This window comes from Mesorhizobium sp. M6A.T.Cr.TU.016.01.1.1, from assembly GCF_003952585.1.
Taxonomy (GTDB): Bacteria; Pseudomonadota; Alphaproteobacteria; order Rhizobiales; family Rhizobiaceae; genus Mesorhizobium; species Mesorhizobium mediterraneum.
Genome location: NZ_CP034452.1, coordinates 6,437,305 through 6,453,025 on the forward strand (window position 1 = coordinate 6,437,305; position 15,721 = coordinate 6,453,025).

Here is a 15,721-nt window from a genome sequence, read left to right on the forward strand (position 1 = left end):
CCTTCTGGATTTGTTATCGTTGGCTATGCGGTTTCACTTGCAGGTGTTTCGTTGGCAGGCGTTTCTTGTCCTGTCTTGGCGCGGGCGGTGCGGCTGCCAAGATAGGCGGCGATGACGGCAGGGTTCTTTTGCACTTCGGCCGGCGTGCCGTCGGCGATGACGCGGCCATGGTCGATGACGACGATGCGTTCGCACAGGTTCATCACCAGCCGCATGTCGTGCTCGATCAGGACGACACCGATGCGCCGCTCGGCGCGGACGGCCGAGAGGATGGAAACCAGCTCGGCGGTCTCGACCGCGTTCATGCCGGCGGCGGGCTCGTCGAGCAGCAGGAAGCGCGGTTTCAGCGCCAGCGCCCGCGCCACCTCCAGCCGGCGGCGTTGGCCATATGCGAGCCTGGCGGCGGGCTGATCGGCAAATTTCTCCAGGCCCATGCGGGAAAGCTCGCGCATCGCGGCCGCCTCGGCACTGGCAAGGTCGGGCTCGACCGAGCGGGCGGCGACCACGACATTTTCCAGCACGGTCATCTGCGGGAAGACGCGGATGTTCTGGAAGGTGCGGGCAACGCCAGAGCGGGCGAAGCGGAAGGCCGAAGCCTGCCTCACCGAACCGCCGATCGACACGCTGCCGGCGCTCGGCTCGACGTCGCCGGCGAGCATGTTAAGCAGCGTCGTCTTGCCGGCACCATTCGGGCCGATGATGCCGGTGATGCTGTCGGTGTCGAAGTTTAGCGTGACGTCGTCGACGGCGACGACGCCGGCATAGCGCCGCGACAGATGGTCGGCCGCTAGCCGGTCGCGCTCGGCATGCAGCAGCGGCGCAGCCGGGATAGTCGCGACTTGGCGGGCGGGCCGGCGCAAAAGGTTCAATTCGCGCTCGCCGAACAGGCCAGTCGGCCGCCGCCAGATGACCAGGATCATGGCGATGGCGAGCACGCCCTGGGTCAGGCCGAACAGCACCGGCAGATGCAGGCCGAACACCTCGCCGCCGCCTTCGAAGCGACGCACCACCTCGATAACGACGATGGTGACGACGACGCCGGCAAAGGCGCCGAGCGAGGAGCTCATGCCACCGACGATCAGCATGGCCAGCAAGGTGAAGCCGAGGTCGAAATAGAAGTCGCGCGGCGAAAAGGCGCCAAGGAACTGCGCCATCATGGCGCCCGCGGCCATGGCGGCGACCGCGCCCACCACCCAAGCGGCCAGCCGCGAGGTGCGCTGATCGACGCCGACGGCGGCGGCACCGCGCTCGTCATTGGCGGCGGCGCGGGTGGCAAGGCCGAAGGCAGTCTCGCGGAACAGCCTCGCCACGACCAGCGCCACCGAAGCGACGCCGATAGCGGTCCACAGACCGACCTCGCGCGGCACGCCGTAAAAGGGCTGGCTGCCGCGGGTGATCTCGCGTCCGGCAACCAGTAGCGTGTAGACGATGATCAGCATGGCGAGCGTGGCGATGGAAGCGCTCGATCCGGACAGCCTGAGCAGAGGCGTGCCGGTCAGCAGGCCGATGACGATCGCAAGGATCAGCACGACGGCGAGCGCGGCGAAGAAGGAGAGTTCATAGCCAGCGAGAAACTGCGGCAGGTCGCGCAACGCGGTGCGCTGCAGCGCCGCCGGCATGGTCAGGATGCCGGTGGCATAGGCGCCGAGACCGACAAAGGCGGCGTGGCCGAAGGAGACGATGCCGCTGTTGCCGGAGAATATCTGCAGCCCGAGCACCGCCGTCAGCATGATCGCGGCATAGGTGACGACGCGCTGCATGGCGGCGCCGCCGAAGAAGAAGACAATGAGCCCCGCCAGCAGCAGCACCGCCACCATGCAAAGCGCATCGGCTGAGGCGTTGCGAAACGCGGCCGGCATCAACGACCGCGCCCTGCCCTCGCTCATCGCCGCCGACGCCATCAGGCGGCCTTGAAGCGGCTGGGCGAAAACGGTGCCAGGATCGGCTGGGCGCCTTCGGTGACCAGTCTTGCCACCGCTTCGCCGACCGCCGGGCCGGTCTTGAAGCCGTGGCCCGAGGAGCCGGCCGAAACGAAAAGTCCGTCGATGCCAGGCATGGCGCCGATCACCGGCAGGTCGTCGGGGCTCATGTCGTAAAGCCCGGCATAGCCGGGGCGGATGCCAAGATCGGCCATCGCCGGCACGCGCGTCGCGAAGGTCTCGAGGATCTCGACCGATTCTGATTCCTCGACGCCTTCCATGTAGTCGTCGGGGTTATCGACGAAACGCGGACGGCCTGCGTGCTCATGACGCAAGCCGGTGCCGCCGCCGGCCCAGGTGCCGGCAAGAATGACGCCGTCATTGTCGGGCCGCGCATAGTTACAGGAGATGTCGTCGCACCAAGCGAAAGGCATGACCTGGCGCGCCTTGCCGGCGGCGTCGAGCACGGCCATCGGGTGGCGCTCGACATGCAGAGGCAGATCGAGGCCGACCGTCGCCAGCAGCCGGCGCGTCCATGGCCCGGCGGCGAGCACCACGGCATCGGCCTTCAGCACCGTTCCATCGGCGAGCGCGACGCCGCTGATGCGGTCGCCCTCTTTCACAAGCCGTTCGACGAGGCTGTTCTGCATGATCCTGGCACCGCGTGCCTTGGCGGCGCGGGCAATTGCATTGGTTGCGCCGAAGGCGTCGGCATAGCCGTACTCGGGCTCCCATAGCGCCAGCGCCACATTGTTCAGCGCAAAGCCGGGCGCGGCATTGGCGAAGGCCTGTGGCGACAGCGTCTCGATCAATGCGCCCTCGCCGCGAATGCGTTCGGCGGCGGCCTTCCAGCTCGCTTCATTGTCGTTGCCGCAGACCCACATCATGCCGATCTCGGTGACGAAGGCGCCCTCGCCTGATATCTCCGGCAAGGACACAAGGATCTCGCGGCCACGAATGGCAAGCTGCGACAGTTCCGGCATCAAATAGAAGGCATGCAGCAGCGCCGAGGACTTGCCGGACGGCCCGCCGGCGGGGTGCGTCTGCTCGACAAGCGTCACCTCGACACCGGACGCGGCCAGATGATAGGTCGCGCTCGATCCAACGATACCCGCGCCGACGACGATGACGTCGCTTCCAGTCCGCATGGCTGTTCCCCACAGTCTCTTGGCTGCTTTCCGACAAAGCTAAGACCAGTCGTCCGGTTATGTCAACATCTCTTCATTGTTGACCGAAATTAAAATCTCTGTAATAAACTCGACACAACGAGGCAGGTAAGCCCAACACCGATTTTGGGGAGGCCAATGTCGATACGCGATGTTCTGATGCGCGGGGATTTTGCGCTGACGCCGTCGGAGGAAAAGATCGTCCGGCTGCTTCTGACCGACTATCCGACCTCCGGCCTCGGCACCGCTTCGTCACTGGCCCGGCGTGCCGGCGTCAGCGACCCAACCGTGGTCAGGCTGGTGGTGAAGCTCGGCTATGATGGCTTTCCGGACTTCCAGGCGAAGCTTCTGGCCGAAGTCGAGGCCAGGCTGCATTCACCCCTGCTTATGATGGAAGCCAAGCGGCCGACAGGCGCGGAAGACAGCGCCATCCTCGCCTATCTCGGCTCGGTCGGTGCTGCGCTCGAGAAATCGGTCAGCCTGACGCCGTTGCAGAGCTACGAGCGCGCCGCCCGTTTGCTGATGGAAGCCAAGGGCGAGGCGGTCATGCTCGGCGGCCGTTTCAGCCGCCATATCGCCAGCATGTTCGCCGGCTACATGCTGCAATTCAGGCCGGGTGTGCGCGACCTCGGCACGTTGTCGGCACAGGCCTTCGACACGCTGGCCGATCTTGGCCGCCGCGACGTGCTGGTCGTTTTCGATTATCGCCGCTACCAGTTCGACGTCATCGACTACACCCGGCAGGCGGCGGCGCGCGACGTGCGCATCGTGCTGTTCACCGATCAATGGCTGTCGCCGATCGCCGATCTCGCCGAGGTCACCATCGTCAGCCCGCTGGAAGTCGCCTCCCCATACGACACGCTGGCGCCGGCGATTGCGCAGATGGAGGCGCTGGTCGCCCATATCGTGTCCACGCTAAGCGATGGCGCCCGCGAACGCATCGAAAAGTTGGAGGAGGTGCGGCATGCGAATGCCGTGACCCTCGACAGTGCCGGCCCCGAAGAAACCGGGACACGCAGGATGCCCGGGCCCAAATCAGCCCAACCTAAATCAGTCCAATCCAAATCAGTGAAGCAGGACCAGAAAGCGTGACGCAGGCATTGCCAAAACGAAACGAGCCCTTCCGGGCCGGCGAAACCGCGCTGCTTCTGGTCGACATGCAACGTGTTTGGCTGGAGCCCGGCGCCGATCCGGCGCATCCGGAGCGCGGCCCTGACCACTATTTCTACCGGCAGACGACGTCGCAGACGATCCCCAACCAGGAACGCCTGCTGGCGGCCGCCCGCGCCAACGGCATCGAGGTGATCCACACCATCATCCAGAGCCTAACGGAAGACGGCCGCGACTGCTCGCTCGACCACAAGCTGACGCCGATCCATATCGCGCCCAGCCGGCCGGAAGGCCTGCCGGTGCCGTCGCTGGCTCCGGTCGGCGACGAGATCATGCTGCCGAAGACGTCGTCGGGCGTCTTCAACTCGACCAACATCGACTATGTGCTGAAGAACCTCGGCGTGCGTTACCTGATCGTTGCCGGCATCATGACCGACCAGTGCGTCGACATGGCGGTGCGCGACGCAGCCGATCGCGGCTACCTCGTCACCTGCGTGTCGGATGCCTGCGCGGCCGCCACGCAGGAGCGCCATGACGGTGCGCTCAAGGCGTTTGGCGGCTATTGCTGGGTCACTGATACCGCCACCGTCGCCGCGCGCTTCGAAGCCTTGGGAAAAGCTGCATGACATCGACAGTCGAACCGCTCGTTGCCGTCGTCACCACCGATCTCTCCGCCATCACGCGCGGCCGCTCGGTCGTCGAGAGCAAGCTGCAGAAGATCGCCGCCACCGGCGTCGGCTGGCTGCAGGCCAATCTGTCGCTGACGCCGTTCAATTCCATCGTCGATCCCAATCCCTGGGGTTCGTCTGGCGATGTGCGGCTGGTGCCTGATCTCAACGCCCGTTTTCGGACAGCGCTGACCGGATCGACGACGCCGTTCGACATGGTCGCCGGCAACATCGTCGAACTCGACGGCAGCCCGTGGGTGGGTTGCACGCGAACCATGCTCAGCGATGCGCTGGCGGAGCTGAAGGCAGCAACCGGGCTTTCCGTCATCGCCGCCTTCGAGCATGAGTTCCACATCGCCGATGCCGGCTACGCGCCAGGTCATTCTTTGTCGTTCGCTGCGCTGCGCCGCGCCGACCCCTTTGCTCCCAATTTGATGGCGGCGCTGGAAGAAGCCGGCGTCGCGCCCGAAGTGGTCATCGCCGAGTTCGGCATCGATCAATTCGAGGTGACACACGAGCCAGCTGATGCGCTTGCCGCAGCCGACCGCGCTGTCGCCATCCGCGAGATCACCCGCGAAGTTGCACGCAATGCCGGCTGGCGCGCCAGTTTCACGCCCAAACCCGCTCCCGATGCCGTCGGCAACGGCGTCCACATCCATTTCAGCTTCGTCGACGACGCCGGCAAGCCGGCGACCTACGATCCGACGCGACCAGGCGGTCTTTCCAGCCAGGCCGGTGCCTTCTGTGCCGGCGTGCTGCGCCATCTGCCTGGTATCACCGCCATGACGGCGGCGAGCGTGTCGTCCTACTACCGGCTGAAGCCGCATAGCTGGAGCTCGTCCTACACTTGGCTTGCCGATCGCGACCGCGAGGCATCCTTACGCATCTGCCCGACGGTGACGATCGGCGGGCGCGATCCGGCGCGGCAATACAATATCGAGTACCGGGCCGCCGACGCCACCGGCAATCCCTATCTGTCGCTGGCGGCCATCGTGCGCGCGGGACTGGAAGGGCTGAAGGCCAAGCTGCCGACGCCGCCATTGGTCACCGGCGACCCGACGCTGATGAGTGAGGCGGAGCGCAAGAAGCTTGGTCTCATACGCCTGCCGGAAACCCTGCCGGCGGCGCTCGATGCGCTCACCGCCGACAGCACCGTCACCGGGTGGTTCGCACCGGTCTTCGTCGAGACCTTCGTCGGCCTCAAGCGGCATGAGACCGAGCGCCTTGCCGGTCTCGATCCGGTGGCTGTCTGCGACCTCTACCGGACGCTTTATTGATGGCTGCGCAGCTTGCAACTGAGTGGCCGGCTGCCGTCGACGTGCTCAACGAAAATGGACGCTCCGATATCGTGCTGTTGTGCGAGCATGCGTCCAATCACATTCCGGCGGAATACGGACAGCTCGGGCTCGATATCAGCCATCTGCAGCGCCACATCGCCTGGGACATCGGCGCCGCCGAAGTGACGCGCCGTCTGTCGGTGCTGCTCGATGCGCCCGCCTTCCTCAGCGGCTATTCACGGCTGCTGATCGACCTCAACCGGCCGCTGGGCACGAGCGGCAGCATTCCTGTCCTGTCTGAAGATACCGACATTCCCGGCAATGTCAGGCTCGACCCGGCGGAGCAGGCCCGGCGCGCCGAAATCATGTTCATGCCTTTCCACGATCGGGTGGCCGCTCATCTCGACCGCCGGGCGAAGGACGGCCGGCCGACGCGGATCGCGACGATCCACAGCTTCACGCCGGTCTTCCTCGGGGTTCCCAGGCCCTGGCATGCCGGCGTGCTTTACGATCGCGCCGGCGATTTCGGCGAAGCGATCCTCGCCGGCCTAGGTGTCGACGGCGCGCTCAATGTCGGGGCGAACGTGCCTTACGTGATCAGCCGCGACGCCGACTACGCGGTGCCCATCCATGGCGACGATCGCGGTATTCCCGCCGTTCTCATAGAGATCCGGCAGGATCTGTTGTCGAGCCGCTCCGGCATCGAGGCGTGGGCGAACCGTCTGGCCGCCGCCTTGCCCGCGCAGCAGAAGGAGAAGGCGTCATGAGCAATCTGCGCGAGCGCGACGCGGCAACCATCGCCCAAATCGGCAAGCTGCGTTTCTCGCCGCTGAGCGTCGTCGGCGGCCAGGGCAATCGGCTGATCGAGGAAGGCGGCCGCTCGCTGCTCGACCTGTCCGGCTCGGCCGGTCCGGCAATCCTCGGTTACGGCCATCCGGCCATCGTCGCCGCGGTCGAAGCGTCGATCCGCGACATGGCGGGCGCCAGTCTCCTGCTCTACCCGAACGAACCAGCAGTTTCGCTGGCCGAGCGGCTGCTGGCGATCACACCGGGCAACGGCGAACGGCGCGTCTGGTTCGGCCATTCCGGGTCGGACGCCAATGACTGCGCCGTGCGCGTTCTGCAGGCCGCGACAGGCCGCTCGCGCTTCATCTCCTTCATCGGCTCCTATCACGGCAATCTCTCCGGCTCGATGGGCATCAGCGGCCATACCGCCATGACCCACACGCTGCCGAGGCCAGGGGTGCTTTTGCTCCCCTACCCCGATCCGTACCGGCCGCAGTTCAGCGCCGAGGCTGTTCTTGCTCTCCTCGACTACCAGTTCGAGACCACCTGCCCGCCGCATCAGGTGGCTGCCGTATTCATCGAGCCACTGATGTCGGATGGTGGGCTGATCGTGCCGCCGCCCGGCTTCCTCAAAGCGTTGCAAGAGCGTTGCCGCAGGCACGGCATCAGAATAGTCGTCGACGAGGTCAAGGTCGGGCTGGCCCGCAGCGGCATGATGCACTGTTTCCAGCACGAAGGACTGACGCCCGATCTGGTCGTGTTCGGCAAGGGTATCGGCGGCGGCCTGCCGCTTTCGGCCGTTGTCGGCCCGAAGGAGATCATGGACCATGCGCCAGCCTTCGCGCTGCAGACCACCGCCGGCAACCCGGTGGCGGCGTCCGCCGGCAACGCCGTGCTGAAAACGATCGACAGCGTAGGCCTGGTCGAGCGCTCGGCGCGCGTCGGCACGCTGTTTACAGATTCGCTGCGGGCGCTCGGCGCAAAACACGAAATCATCGGCGACGTGCGCGGGCGCGGCCTTGCCGTCGGTGTCGATCTGGTCAAGGACCGCAAGACACGCGAGCCGGTCGCGGCGACGACGACGGCCAAGATCATCTATCGCGGCTACGAACTGGGTGCGGCCTTCACCTATGTCGGGCTGAAGGCCAATGTGCTCGAATTCATGCCGCCGCTGACGCTGACCGAGGATGAGGTCGCCGAAGGCGCGGCCATCGTCGATCAGGCGATCGCCGACGTGACGGCAGGCAAGGTCTCCGACGCGGACGTCGCTTCCTTCATGATGTGGTAGCTCAGGCCAGATGAAGGGCGGCGCGCCCGCCATTGGGAAAAGCTACCCTACCCACTTCTCGTAGTCGGACACCAAGAGGTGCAGCGGCGCGACATCCTCGTCGATGTCCGCGAAGCGGCCGATCGGTTCGCGGAAGACATTGTCGGTGAGATCGTCGTTGACGGTCGACACCTCGCCGATGAGCACATCCTTGCCTTCGGCCCAGAAGGCGTGCCAGACGCCCGGCAGCAGCGTGACGCTCTGGCCTGGGTCGAGCTTCAGGTGCCCGCCCGCCGGCAGCCTGTGGATGGTTCCGTCGACAGGAACCGATACCTCGGCCTTCGGATCGATGCCGCCATCGCGATCATGCATGAACAGTTCCAGCACCAGTCTGCCGCCGCCACGGTTGATGATGTCTTCGGCCTTGATGTTGTGGCGGTGCATTGGTGACAGCTGATCCTTGCGCGAGATCATGATCTTCTCGGCATAGAGCATGCCCATGCCCTTCTTCATGTCCTCGTAGCGACCGTTGCGAACGGTGAACAGGAAGAGGCCGAGTTCGCCAAACTTGCCCTGGCCGTAATCGGTGATGTCCCAGCCGAGCCGAGAGGAGAAGATGGCCGACGAATCCTGCCGGCGCGCCTTCATCTCTTCCGGCGACCAATAGGCGAAGGGCGGCATGATGTAGCCGAACGAGCGGATGAAGGCATCGGCATCGCGGATGATGTCGTTGACGGTGGAACGTTTCATGGTCGTGATCCTTCTTCAGGCTGGCCTACAGCGCATAACCGAACACCGCTCCGGTGTCGACGTAAAGCGCATGCTGGCCTCATGACATCCGGGCCGATCAAGGCCATAAGTCCAGGCAAATCCCCAGGGTGATAATCCATGCGCAGCATAGATGACCTCGATACACCGGCGATCCTGATCGACGCCGCCCGCGCCGAAGCCAACATCGCGCGGGCGCAGGCCCATGCCGACCGGCACGGTCTGAAGCTCAGGCCGCACATCAAGACCCACAAACTGCCTTACTGGGCAAAGAAGCAGATCGCAGCGGGTGCGGTCGGCATCACCTGCCAGAAGATCGGTGAAGCCGAGGTGATGGCCGATGCCGGCCTCACCGACATTTTTCTCCCTTACAACATTCTGGGCAAGGCCAAGCTGGAGCGCCTCAAGGCGCTGCACGGCCGTGTGACGCTGTCGGTGACATCAGACAGCATGGAAACGCTTGCGGGTCTCGCCGCCACCTTCGCCGATCCAGGCCAGCCGCTACAGGTGCTGGTGGAATGCGATACCGGCATGGGCCGCTGCGGCGTCCAGTTGGCCAGCGGGGCGGTCGCATTGGCCAGAGAGATCGACAAGGCCAAGGGGCTCGCCTTCGGCGGGCTGATGACCTATCCGGCGGCAGGCCGCGCTGCCGAGGCCGAGACATGGCTCGCCGGTGCGCGCCAGGCGCTCGCTGCATCCGGTCTTGCCTGCGAACGCATCTCCAGCGGCGGCACGCCGGATATGTGGCGCTCAAGCGAGGCTTCCGTCGTCACCGAGTACCGCCCCGGCACCTACATCTATCTCGACCGCTACCAGGTCGCCAAAGGCGTCGGAAGCCTCGACGATTGCGCGCTGACGGTGCTGTCGACGGTGGTCAGCCATCCGACGCCGACACGGGCCATCCTCGATGCCGGCAGCAAAGCCTTGTCCAGCGACACGCTGGGGCTGCCCGATTTCGGCGAACTGCTGGGCGTTCCGGGCGCCACCGTCACCGGCCTCAGCGAGGAGCACGGCAAAATCACGCTTTCCGGCGACGCCAGGCTGCGTATCGGCCAGCGCGTGCGCGTCGTGCCCGACCATTGCTGCGTCGTCACCAACCTGTTCGACGAGGTGCATCTGGTCGACGGCGACAAGGTGCTTGAAACGCTGCCGGTGGCAGCGCGTGGCCGCATGGGGTGAGTTCGACGTCGTTCGGACCGAACGACCGTTTGGTTCAGGGTTGGACAAGCGGACCCAGTGCAGCCCTCAATGGATCGAGGGCATCGCCGTACAGTTTCCAGCGCTCGACCGAGGACGAATAGATGGGCTGGCGCACCTGCCAGCGGCTTGGCGTGCGCACCGTGCGCTCGGTTTCGTGGAAACGAAGACACGCATCGTCCCATTCGACGCCAAGGAATCCGATCAATCCGCGGGCTTGGGTCTCGAAATCAGCCACCGTTTTTTCGTAGGGCATGTCGTGGATGGCAAGCGGCACGACCTTGGCCCAATGGCGCATCAGGCGATCATATTGCCGGTAATACTGCCCAAGCTTGGTCAGATCGGCATTGTAGCCGTGGGTATCGGAGAAATTGTGCATGAAACAGGACGTGCAATTGTCCATCGGGTCACGCCTGCAGTGGACGATGCGGGCATTCGGCAAAATCAGGCTGATGAAAGCCAGCAGCTCGAAATTATGCGGCATCTTGTCGACGACACACGCCGCCTTGCCGTTGCGCTTGTTGAGATGGTCGAGATATTTCGAGCCAAGCTCCCTCGCCTTCGCCGGTGTGAGCGCCGCCATGGCCTTGGCGAAAATCGCCGGATCAAGCTGGTCGAATCCAAGTTCGCCGGCCAATGAACGGATGGTCGGCAGTTCACCGGCACCATGGATATCGTGATGGCTGGCGCATATTTGCTCGGTCAACGTCGTTCCTGAACGTGGCATACCGACAATGAAGACCGGCCGTTCGGACGGATTGCCGAATTTTGGCCGCGCTTCGAAAAAACCGGCGTCGAAAGTCTCGATGAAGCTGTCATAGAGCCGCGTGTGCAGGGCAATGTCGAAATCATTGCCGGAGATTGCCTTGGCCCGGGCGAAATGGTGGATGGCCAGGCGATACTCGTGCTGGTCGTTGAGGATTTTTCCGGCGGCGTGATGCAGGATCACCCGCTCGCGATCGGTAGTCATCGGCAGTTCGAGGCGGGCCCGCACCAAAGCCAGGACTGGATCGCCCTTGACGGCCCGACGCGCGAGCGCCAGCCCGGACAGCGCCTCGACATTCGCCTTGTCGATGGCGATGGCGCGGCCAAAGCATTCGACCGCCTCGGCTTGCCGGCCCATGTCGGTGAGCAACTCGCCCATGCCGACAAGCGCTGTCATCGACTGGCCGTCGACCGCCAGTGCACGGCGATAGAAACCCTCGGCGATGTCGCCCTCGAGCTGGCTCCGGTAGGATTTGCCGAGATTGCATAAGGCCTCGACAAGCCGCCCGTCGAGCTCGATCGCTTTTTTCAGCTGTTTGCGCGCCTGCTCGATGTTGCCGACCAGGTTGTAGGCGTTGCCGAGATTGTTGCGGAAAATGGCGTTGCCCGGTTCGAGCTTGACCGCACGCTTCATAAAGTCGATGGCCGTCTCAATTTGCTGGGCCTCGATCGCCAGCGTGCCCATCAGATTGAGCGCCATGGCATTTTTGGGCTGCCGGCGAAGCACGGTCTGGTAGCAGAACTCGGCTTCGCGAAAGCGCTTGCGGCGCTGCAGGTCGATACCGCGCTGCAACGTCTCCGGCGCCGACTCGCCGGCGGCCGGGAGAAAGTCCTGGACCATGGCCGGTAGACCGACAGGCTGCCGGCGTGGCAAGAGCGGCATGCTTCACCCCCAATCGCCTGCAACGGCAGTCAGCCTGCAGCAAGAATTCGAAGCAATCAGAATTTGAATGTAACGCCGAGCTGCAGATTGTGGGAATTCAACTTCCCGTCCGAGAATACAGCATCGCCTTCGCGGGAGGAATCGAAGTCGACGGCGGAGACGGCCTTGAACCTGTAGCCGAAATCGAGGTCGATATTCTGCGCCAGCGCGTAAGTGACGCCGGCTCCCACCTGGCCGGCAAAACCCCACCCACCAGATCCGTATCCATATTCGTGACCGCCCCAGGTTGTGTCGGCGGTCACATAGGCGGCGCCGATGCCGCCGCCGACATAGAGCTTGGCATCTCCAAAATGAGCAACGTCGGCCCAGACGTTAGCGAGCAGATAGGTGGCGGACAAATCGCCGTCAGCCGGATACCCGTGAAAGATACCCTCGTCATACGTACTCGCCTTGTATCGCGCATAGGACAGTTCGCCTTCGACGCGGAACACATCGTTGAGCCGCTTACCGACGACGCCGCCGATCACGAAGCCGGTGTCGAAGTCCATCGAAAAGTCATTGTTGTAGGTGTCGGAATGCGTTTTCACGTCATTCGGAAAGCTGGCGCCACCAAACAGTGTGACATACCAGAGATCCTGGGCCGCCGGAACTTCGACCGCCGCGTCGGCGGCATTGGCTGAGTTCCAGCCAAGCGTCAAGGCTATTGCGGAGACACCGGCAAGCAGACGCACTTTCATCGACAAAATCCCCCACGACAATTAACAGGCAAATATAATGCATCACTTCCGGTGCATGGCTTAGCTGTCAACAGTGAAAACGGGGTGGGATCGAGGTTATAGAGATCGCTGTTGCAGCATTGCAACATGCCTACTTCGGCCAGTCACAGACAATGTTGACGGCAGACACGTGGTTGTCGGCGAATTAGAGTGAAATGACGGCCAAGTCAGGCGCCTCTAATGGTGTTTATCGGCCTGCCGGGCCGCAACGCGGCGCATGGAAATGACACGGCGACGTCGGATTTCCGTGCGCATCGCCATCAGATGCAGCGCGAAGAACAGCACGGTAAAGCCCAGAGCCATCACCAGCAACGGCCGCAACAGGCTGGGATCGATGGTCGGCCCGCCGAGCCGGAACACCGAAGCCGGCTGATGCAGCGTGTTCCACCAGTCGACCGAGAATTTGATGATCGGGATGTTGATGAAGCCGACCAGGGTGATGATTGCGGCGGCCCAGGCGGCGCGCGCCGCATCGTCGAGTGCCCGCGTCAGCGCGATGATGCCGAGATACATCAGAAACAGCACGAAGACCGAGGTCAGCCGCGCATCCCACACCCACCAGGTGCCCCACATCGGCTTGCCCCAGATCGAACCGGTGATCAGCGCGAGCGCTGTAAAGACGGCGCCGATGGGTGCCGCCGACTTCAGCGCGACATCGGCCAGCGGATGGCGCCATACCAGCGTGCCCAACGCGGAAACCGCCATCAGCGTGAAACACATCATGGCCAGCCAGGCGAAGGGCACATGGATATACATGATGCGCACGGTGATGCCTTGCTGGAAATCCTCCGGCGCCGTGAAGCTCATATAGAGCCCGGCGGCCAGGAGGAGTGTGGCGATGGTCGCCAGCCATGGCACCACCCTATCGGCCAACCCGACAAATCGCGTCGGGTTGGCGAAATCCATCCAGCCGCTGAGGCGTGAAGTCAGGTCACTCATGCGGCTTTACATAAACCGGCGACACGTTTGGGGCAATCGAGTGGTGGTGTCGCAGGCGGGTTCCCTTCTCCCACCTGTGGGAGAAGGGAAAGAACTCAGGCGGCCTCGTCCGTGATGGTCCGGCTGAGGCGGCGGACTTCCTCGTCGTTGAGCAAGCCGCCGGCGCGCAGCAGGCTGGCGAAGCGGCCATTGCGCATCGACAGTTCGGCGAAGCCACCCAGTTCGACCACCTTGCCCTTGTCCATGAACACGACCAGATCGGCATCGCGAACGGTGGTCAGGCGGTGGGCAATGATGAAGGTGGTGCGGCCGCGCCGCAATTCGTCAATCGCTTCCTTGACGCGGTCTTCCGTCTCGACATCGAGCGCGCTGGTCGCTTCGTCGAGCACCAGGATGGGCGAATCCTTCAGCACGGCGCGCGCGATCGCGATACGCTGGCGCTCGCCGCCCGAAAGCTGTCCGCCGCGTTCGCCGACGACCGTGTCATAGCCATTGCTCTTCGACAGGATGAAATCCTGCGCGGCAGCGGCATTGGCGGCAGCGTGGACCTCATCATAGGTCGCCTCGGCGCGCCCGACGCGGATATTGTCCTCGATCGAGCGGTTGAGCAGGCCCGCATCCTGGAACACGGTGGCGATCGAGTGGCGCAGCGACTTGCGGGTCACCGTGCGGGTATCGATGCCATCGATCAGGATACGGCCGCTGGACGGTGCAAAGACACGCTGCAAAAGATTGATGAGCGTGGTCTTGCCTGCGCCCGTCGGACCGACGATGGCCACGGTCTGACCGGCACGAACCTCGAACGACACATCGTTCACGCCCTGCCCCGAATTGGCGAATTCGAAGCTGACGTTTTCAAAACGCACATGACCGGTGACGTTGCCGAGGTCACGCAACCCGTCCGGCTCGGCGGCGTCGGCCGCGGAGTCCTCAAGGCGATAAAATTCCTCGAGCTTGGCCCTGGCTTCCGAAATCTGGTTGGCGAAGGCCGACATCTGGTCGAGCCGGGCAATCAGCAGCGTGGCAAAGCCGGTAAAGGCTATGACGTCACCGATACGCAATTGGCCATGCATGACCAGATAGGAGCCGATCAACAGCACGACCATCATCGAAATGGTCGACGACAGGCGATGCAGAGCGTTGGCCAATGCCCACCAGTCGAGCACCGGATACTGGGCATCAAGCAGATTCTTGACATAGCGCTTCAAGGCATCGGTCTCGTGGCCGATGCGATTGTAGCTCTGCAGCACGGCGACGTTGCTGACCGAGTCGCTCACATGCGCGAACACCTTGTGAAAGTGCCGCTCCACGGACGCTTGGCCTTCCTTGGTACGACGCATCACCAGCCGCCCGATTCCGACGTAGAGCGCACCCAGCGCCAGCAGGACCATCGACATGCGAATATCCATGCTGATCGCCGTCGGCACCAGCAGAACCAGCGCGACAACAGTGGACAAATGCTGCCTCATGAACTCCAGCCAGAGGCTGAACAAGGTCTCGACCGCGCGCAGAAGCGTATGCAGGGAATTGGAGGTGCCGCGCTGATGATGCCAAGCAAGCGGCATGGTGATCACGCGCTCGAATGACTGGCAAAGGACCTCGCTGCGCCGTGCATGGGCAAAGCGGTCCGCGCCGCGCGCCACCAGAACGAAGGCGACGACGTTGAAGACGCCGATACCGGCCCACACGCCGAGCGTCGAAAAGACCGAGCCGCCGTCCGAAATAGCATCGATCACCCGTCCGAACATGATCGGCTCAAGGATGGCGATAATGGCAAGCGCGATGTTCGCCCCGCAGATAAACGCCACGCGTTTCCTGTCGGCAGCGAGATAACCGAGCGCTCTCCAGTAGATTTGCAGAAGGGACACTTCAGCTACTCCGGCAAATTGTTATTGTGCACTGCATCATTTTCTGACTCGTACCCGTTGACGTGTCGCGAAACAATGCTCGTGTACCCCTTCAGTTCCCAATTCGCGAACAAAAGATGGCGACGCTGCGAAATCTGTCGTGATCACCTAACAGTTTGAGAAAAAAGGTAAAATGTCAGCCTTACGGCAAAATCATGGCAGGCTGCAAGCACTGCCGCAATTTTAATCAGCAAATGGTTATGTATGAGTTTCTAAAGCCTGCATCGGCTTTTCGGAAAGCTGACGCGCGGTAGAATTGCTAGAACATCCTTAAACAACGCGCGTCCCCAAGA

Annotated in this window: 13 protein-coding genes; 6 read left to right on the forward strand and 7 right to left on the reverse strand. The window is 63.5% G+C overall.

Features of this window, described 5'->3' with window-relative positions; genetic code table 11:
- Window positions 1–23: 23 nt before the first annotated feature.
- Window positions 24–1,886 (reverse strand): branched-chain amino acid ABC transporter ATP-binding protein/permease, encoded by a 1,863-nt coding sequence (locus EJ075_RS31260; protein ID WP_245458055.1) that lies wholly within the window; start codon window positions 1,884–1,886, stop codon window positions 24–26.
- Window positions 1,887–1,900: 14 nt separating this feature from the next.
- The gene (locus tag EJ075_RS31265) at window positions 1,901–3,067 is read right to left on the reverse strand and encodes an FAD-binding oxidoreductase (RefSeq protein WP_126106945.1); all 1,167 of its coding nucleotides are present in this window, start codon (window positions 3,065–3,067) and stop codon (window positions 1,901–1,903) included.
- A gap of 156 nt (window positions 3,068–3,223) precedes the next feature.
- On the opposite strand from EJ075_RS31265, the gene EJ075_RS31270 reads away from it, so the two are divergent.
- From EJ075_RS31270 to EJ075_RS31290, 5 genes are read left to right on the forward strand one after another with little or no spacing between them, the layout of a single operon-like run.
- The gene (locus EJ075_RS31270; RefSeq protein WP_126106946.1) at window positions 3,224–4,177 is read left to right on the forward strand and encodes a MurR/RpiR family transcriptional regulator; all 954 of its coding nucleotides are present in this window, start codon (window positions 3,224–3,226) and stop codon (window positions 4,175–4,177) included.
- The gene (locus EJ075_RS31275) at window positions 4,174–4,821 is read left to right on the forward strand and encodes an isochorismatase family cysteine hydrolase (protein WP_126106947.1); all 648 of its coding nucleotides are present in this window, start codon (window positions 4,174–4,176) and stop codon (window positions 4,819–4,821) included. The genes EJ075_RS31270 and EJ075_RS31275 overlap by 4 nt, the downstream gene beginning before the upstream one ends.
- A complete protein-coding gene (locus EJ075_RS31280; RefSeq protein ID WP_126106948.1) occupies window positions 4,818–6,140 on the forward strand; it encodes a glutamine synthetase in 1,323 nt (440 codons plus the stop codon). Before EJ075_RS31275 ends, EJ075_RS31280 begins: the two co-directional genes overlap by 4 nt.
- Window positions 6,140–6,907 carry an N-formylglutamate amidohydrolase gene (locus EJ075_RS31285; protein ID WP_126106949.1) on the forward strand — a complete coding sequence of 256 codons (768 nt, stop codon included), beginning with the start codon at window positions 6,140–6,142 and terminating at the stop codon, window positions 6,905–6,907. The genes EJ075_RS31280 and EJ075_RS31285 overlap by 1 nt, the downstream gene beginning before the upstream one ends.
- On the forward strand, window positions 6,904–8,214 hold the full coding sequence (locus tag EJ075_RS31290) for an aspartate aminotransferase family protein (RefSeq protein ID WP_126106950.1): 1,311 nt from the start codon (window positions 6,904–6,906) through the stop codon (window positions 8,212–8,214). Before EJ075_RS31285 ends, EJ075_RS31290 begins: the two co-directional genes overlap by 4 nt.
- A 42-nt stretch (window positions 8,215–8,256) precedes the next feature.
- On the opposite strand, the gene EJ075_RS31295 is transcribed toward EJ075_RS31290, so the two are convergent.
- Window positions 8,257–8,943 carry a D-lyxose/D-mannose family sugar isomerase gene (locus tag EJ075_RS31295; protein WP_126106951.1) on the reverse strand — a complete coding sequence of 229 codons (687 nt, stop codon included), beginning with the start codon at window positions 8,941–8,943 and terminating at the stop codon, window positions 8,257–8,259.
- A gap of 138 nt (window positions 8,944–9,081) precedes the next feature.
- Between EJ075_RS31295 and EJ075_RS31300 the strand changes: the two genes are divergently transcribed.
- Window positions 9,082–10,140 (forward strand): D-TA family PLP-dependent enzyme, encoded by a 1,059-nt coding sequence (locus EJ075_RS31300; RefSeq protein ID WP_126106952.1) that lies wholly within the window; start codon window positions 9,082–9,084, stop codon window positions 10,138–10,140.
- A gap of 34 nt (window positions 10,141–10,174) precedes the next feature.
- On the opposite strand, the gene EJ075_RS31305 is transcribed toward EJ075_RS31300, so the two are convergent.
- The 4 genes from EJ075_RS31305 to EJ075_RS31320 form a co-directional block, all read right to left on the reverse strand.
- Entirely contained in the window at window positions 10,175–11,806 is a 1,632-nt protein-coding gene (locus EJ075_RS31305; RefSeq protein ID WP_126106953.1) for a sulfotransferase, read from the reverse strand.
- A gap of 56 nt (window positions 11,807–11,862) precedes the next feature.
- Window positions 11,863–12,543 (reverse strand): outer membrane beta-barrel protein, encoded by a 681-nt coding sequence (locus tag EJ075_RS31310; RefSeq protein WP_095485704.1) that lies wholly within the window; start codon window positions 12,541–12,543, stop codon window positions 11,863–11,865.
- Between the two features lie 216 nt (window positions 12,544–12,759).
- Window positions 12,760–13,521, reverse strand: a complete 762-nt coding sequence (locus EJ075_RS31315) for a heme ABC transporter permease (protein ID WP_126106954.1) — start codon at window positions 13,519–13,521, stop codon at window positions 12,760–12,762.
- Window positions 13,522–13,616: 95 nt separating this feature from the next.
- A complete protein-coding gene (locus EJ075_RS31320; protein ID WP_126106955.1) occupies window positions 13,617–15,389 on the reverse strand; it encodes a glucan ABC transporter ATP-binding protein/ permease in 1,773 nt (590 codons plus the stop codon).
- Window positions 15,390–15,721 lie beyond the last annotated feature (332 nt).

What these genes read in the sequence shown, in the direction of transcription:
- EJ075_RS31300 (WP_126106952.1), top strand. Translation starts at nt 9,082, where the DNA reads ATGCGCAGCATAGATGACCTCGATACACCGGCGATCCTGATCGACGCC.
- EJ075_RS31295 (WP_126106951.1), bottom strand. Translation starts at nt 8,943, where the DNA reads ATGAAACGTTCCACCGTCAACGACATCATCCGCGATGCCGATGCCTTC.
- EJ075_RS31305 (WP_126106953.1), bottom strand. Translation starts at nt 11,806, where the DNA reads ATGCCGCTCTTGCCACGCCGGCAGCCTGTCGGTCTACCGGCCATGGTC.
- EJ075_RS31315 (WP_126106954.1), bottom strand. Translation starts at nt 13,521, where the DNA reads ATGAGTGACCTGACTTCACGCCTCAGCGGCTGGATGGATTTCGCCAAC.
- EJ075_RS31285 (WP_126106949.1), top strand. Translation starts at nt 6,140, where the DNA reads ATGGCTGCGCAGCTTGCAACTGAGTGGCCGGCTGCCGTCGACGTGCTC.
- EJ075_RS31280 (WP_126106948.1), top strand. Translation starts at nt 4,818, where the DNA reads ATGACATCGACAGTCGAACCGCTCGTTGCCGTCGTCACCACCGATCTC.
- EJ075_RS31270 (WP_126106946.1), top strand. Translation starts at nt 3,224, where the DNA reads ATGTCGATACGCGATGTTCTGATGCGCGGGGATTTTGCGCTGACGCCG.
- EJ075_RS31310 (WP_095485704.1), bottom strand. Translation starts at nt 12,543, where the DNA reads ATGAAAGTGCGTCTGCTTGCCGGTGTCTCCGCAATAGCCTTGACGCTT.
- EJ075_RS31260 (WP_245458055.1), bottom strand. Translation starts at nt 1,886, where the DNA reads ATGAGCGAGGGCAGGGCGCGGTCGTTGATGCCGGCCGCGTTTCGCAAC.
- EJ075_RS31265 (WP_126106945.1), bottom strand. Translation starts at nt 3,067, where the DNA reads ATGCGGACTGGAAGCGACGTCATCGTCGTCGGCGCGGGTATCGTTGGA.
- EJ075_RS31290 (WP_126106950.1), top strand. Translation starts at nt 6,904, where the DNA reads ATGAGCAATCTGCGCGAGCGCGACGCGGCAACCATCGCCCAAATCGGC.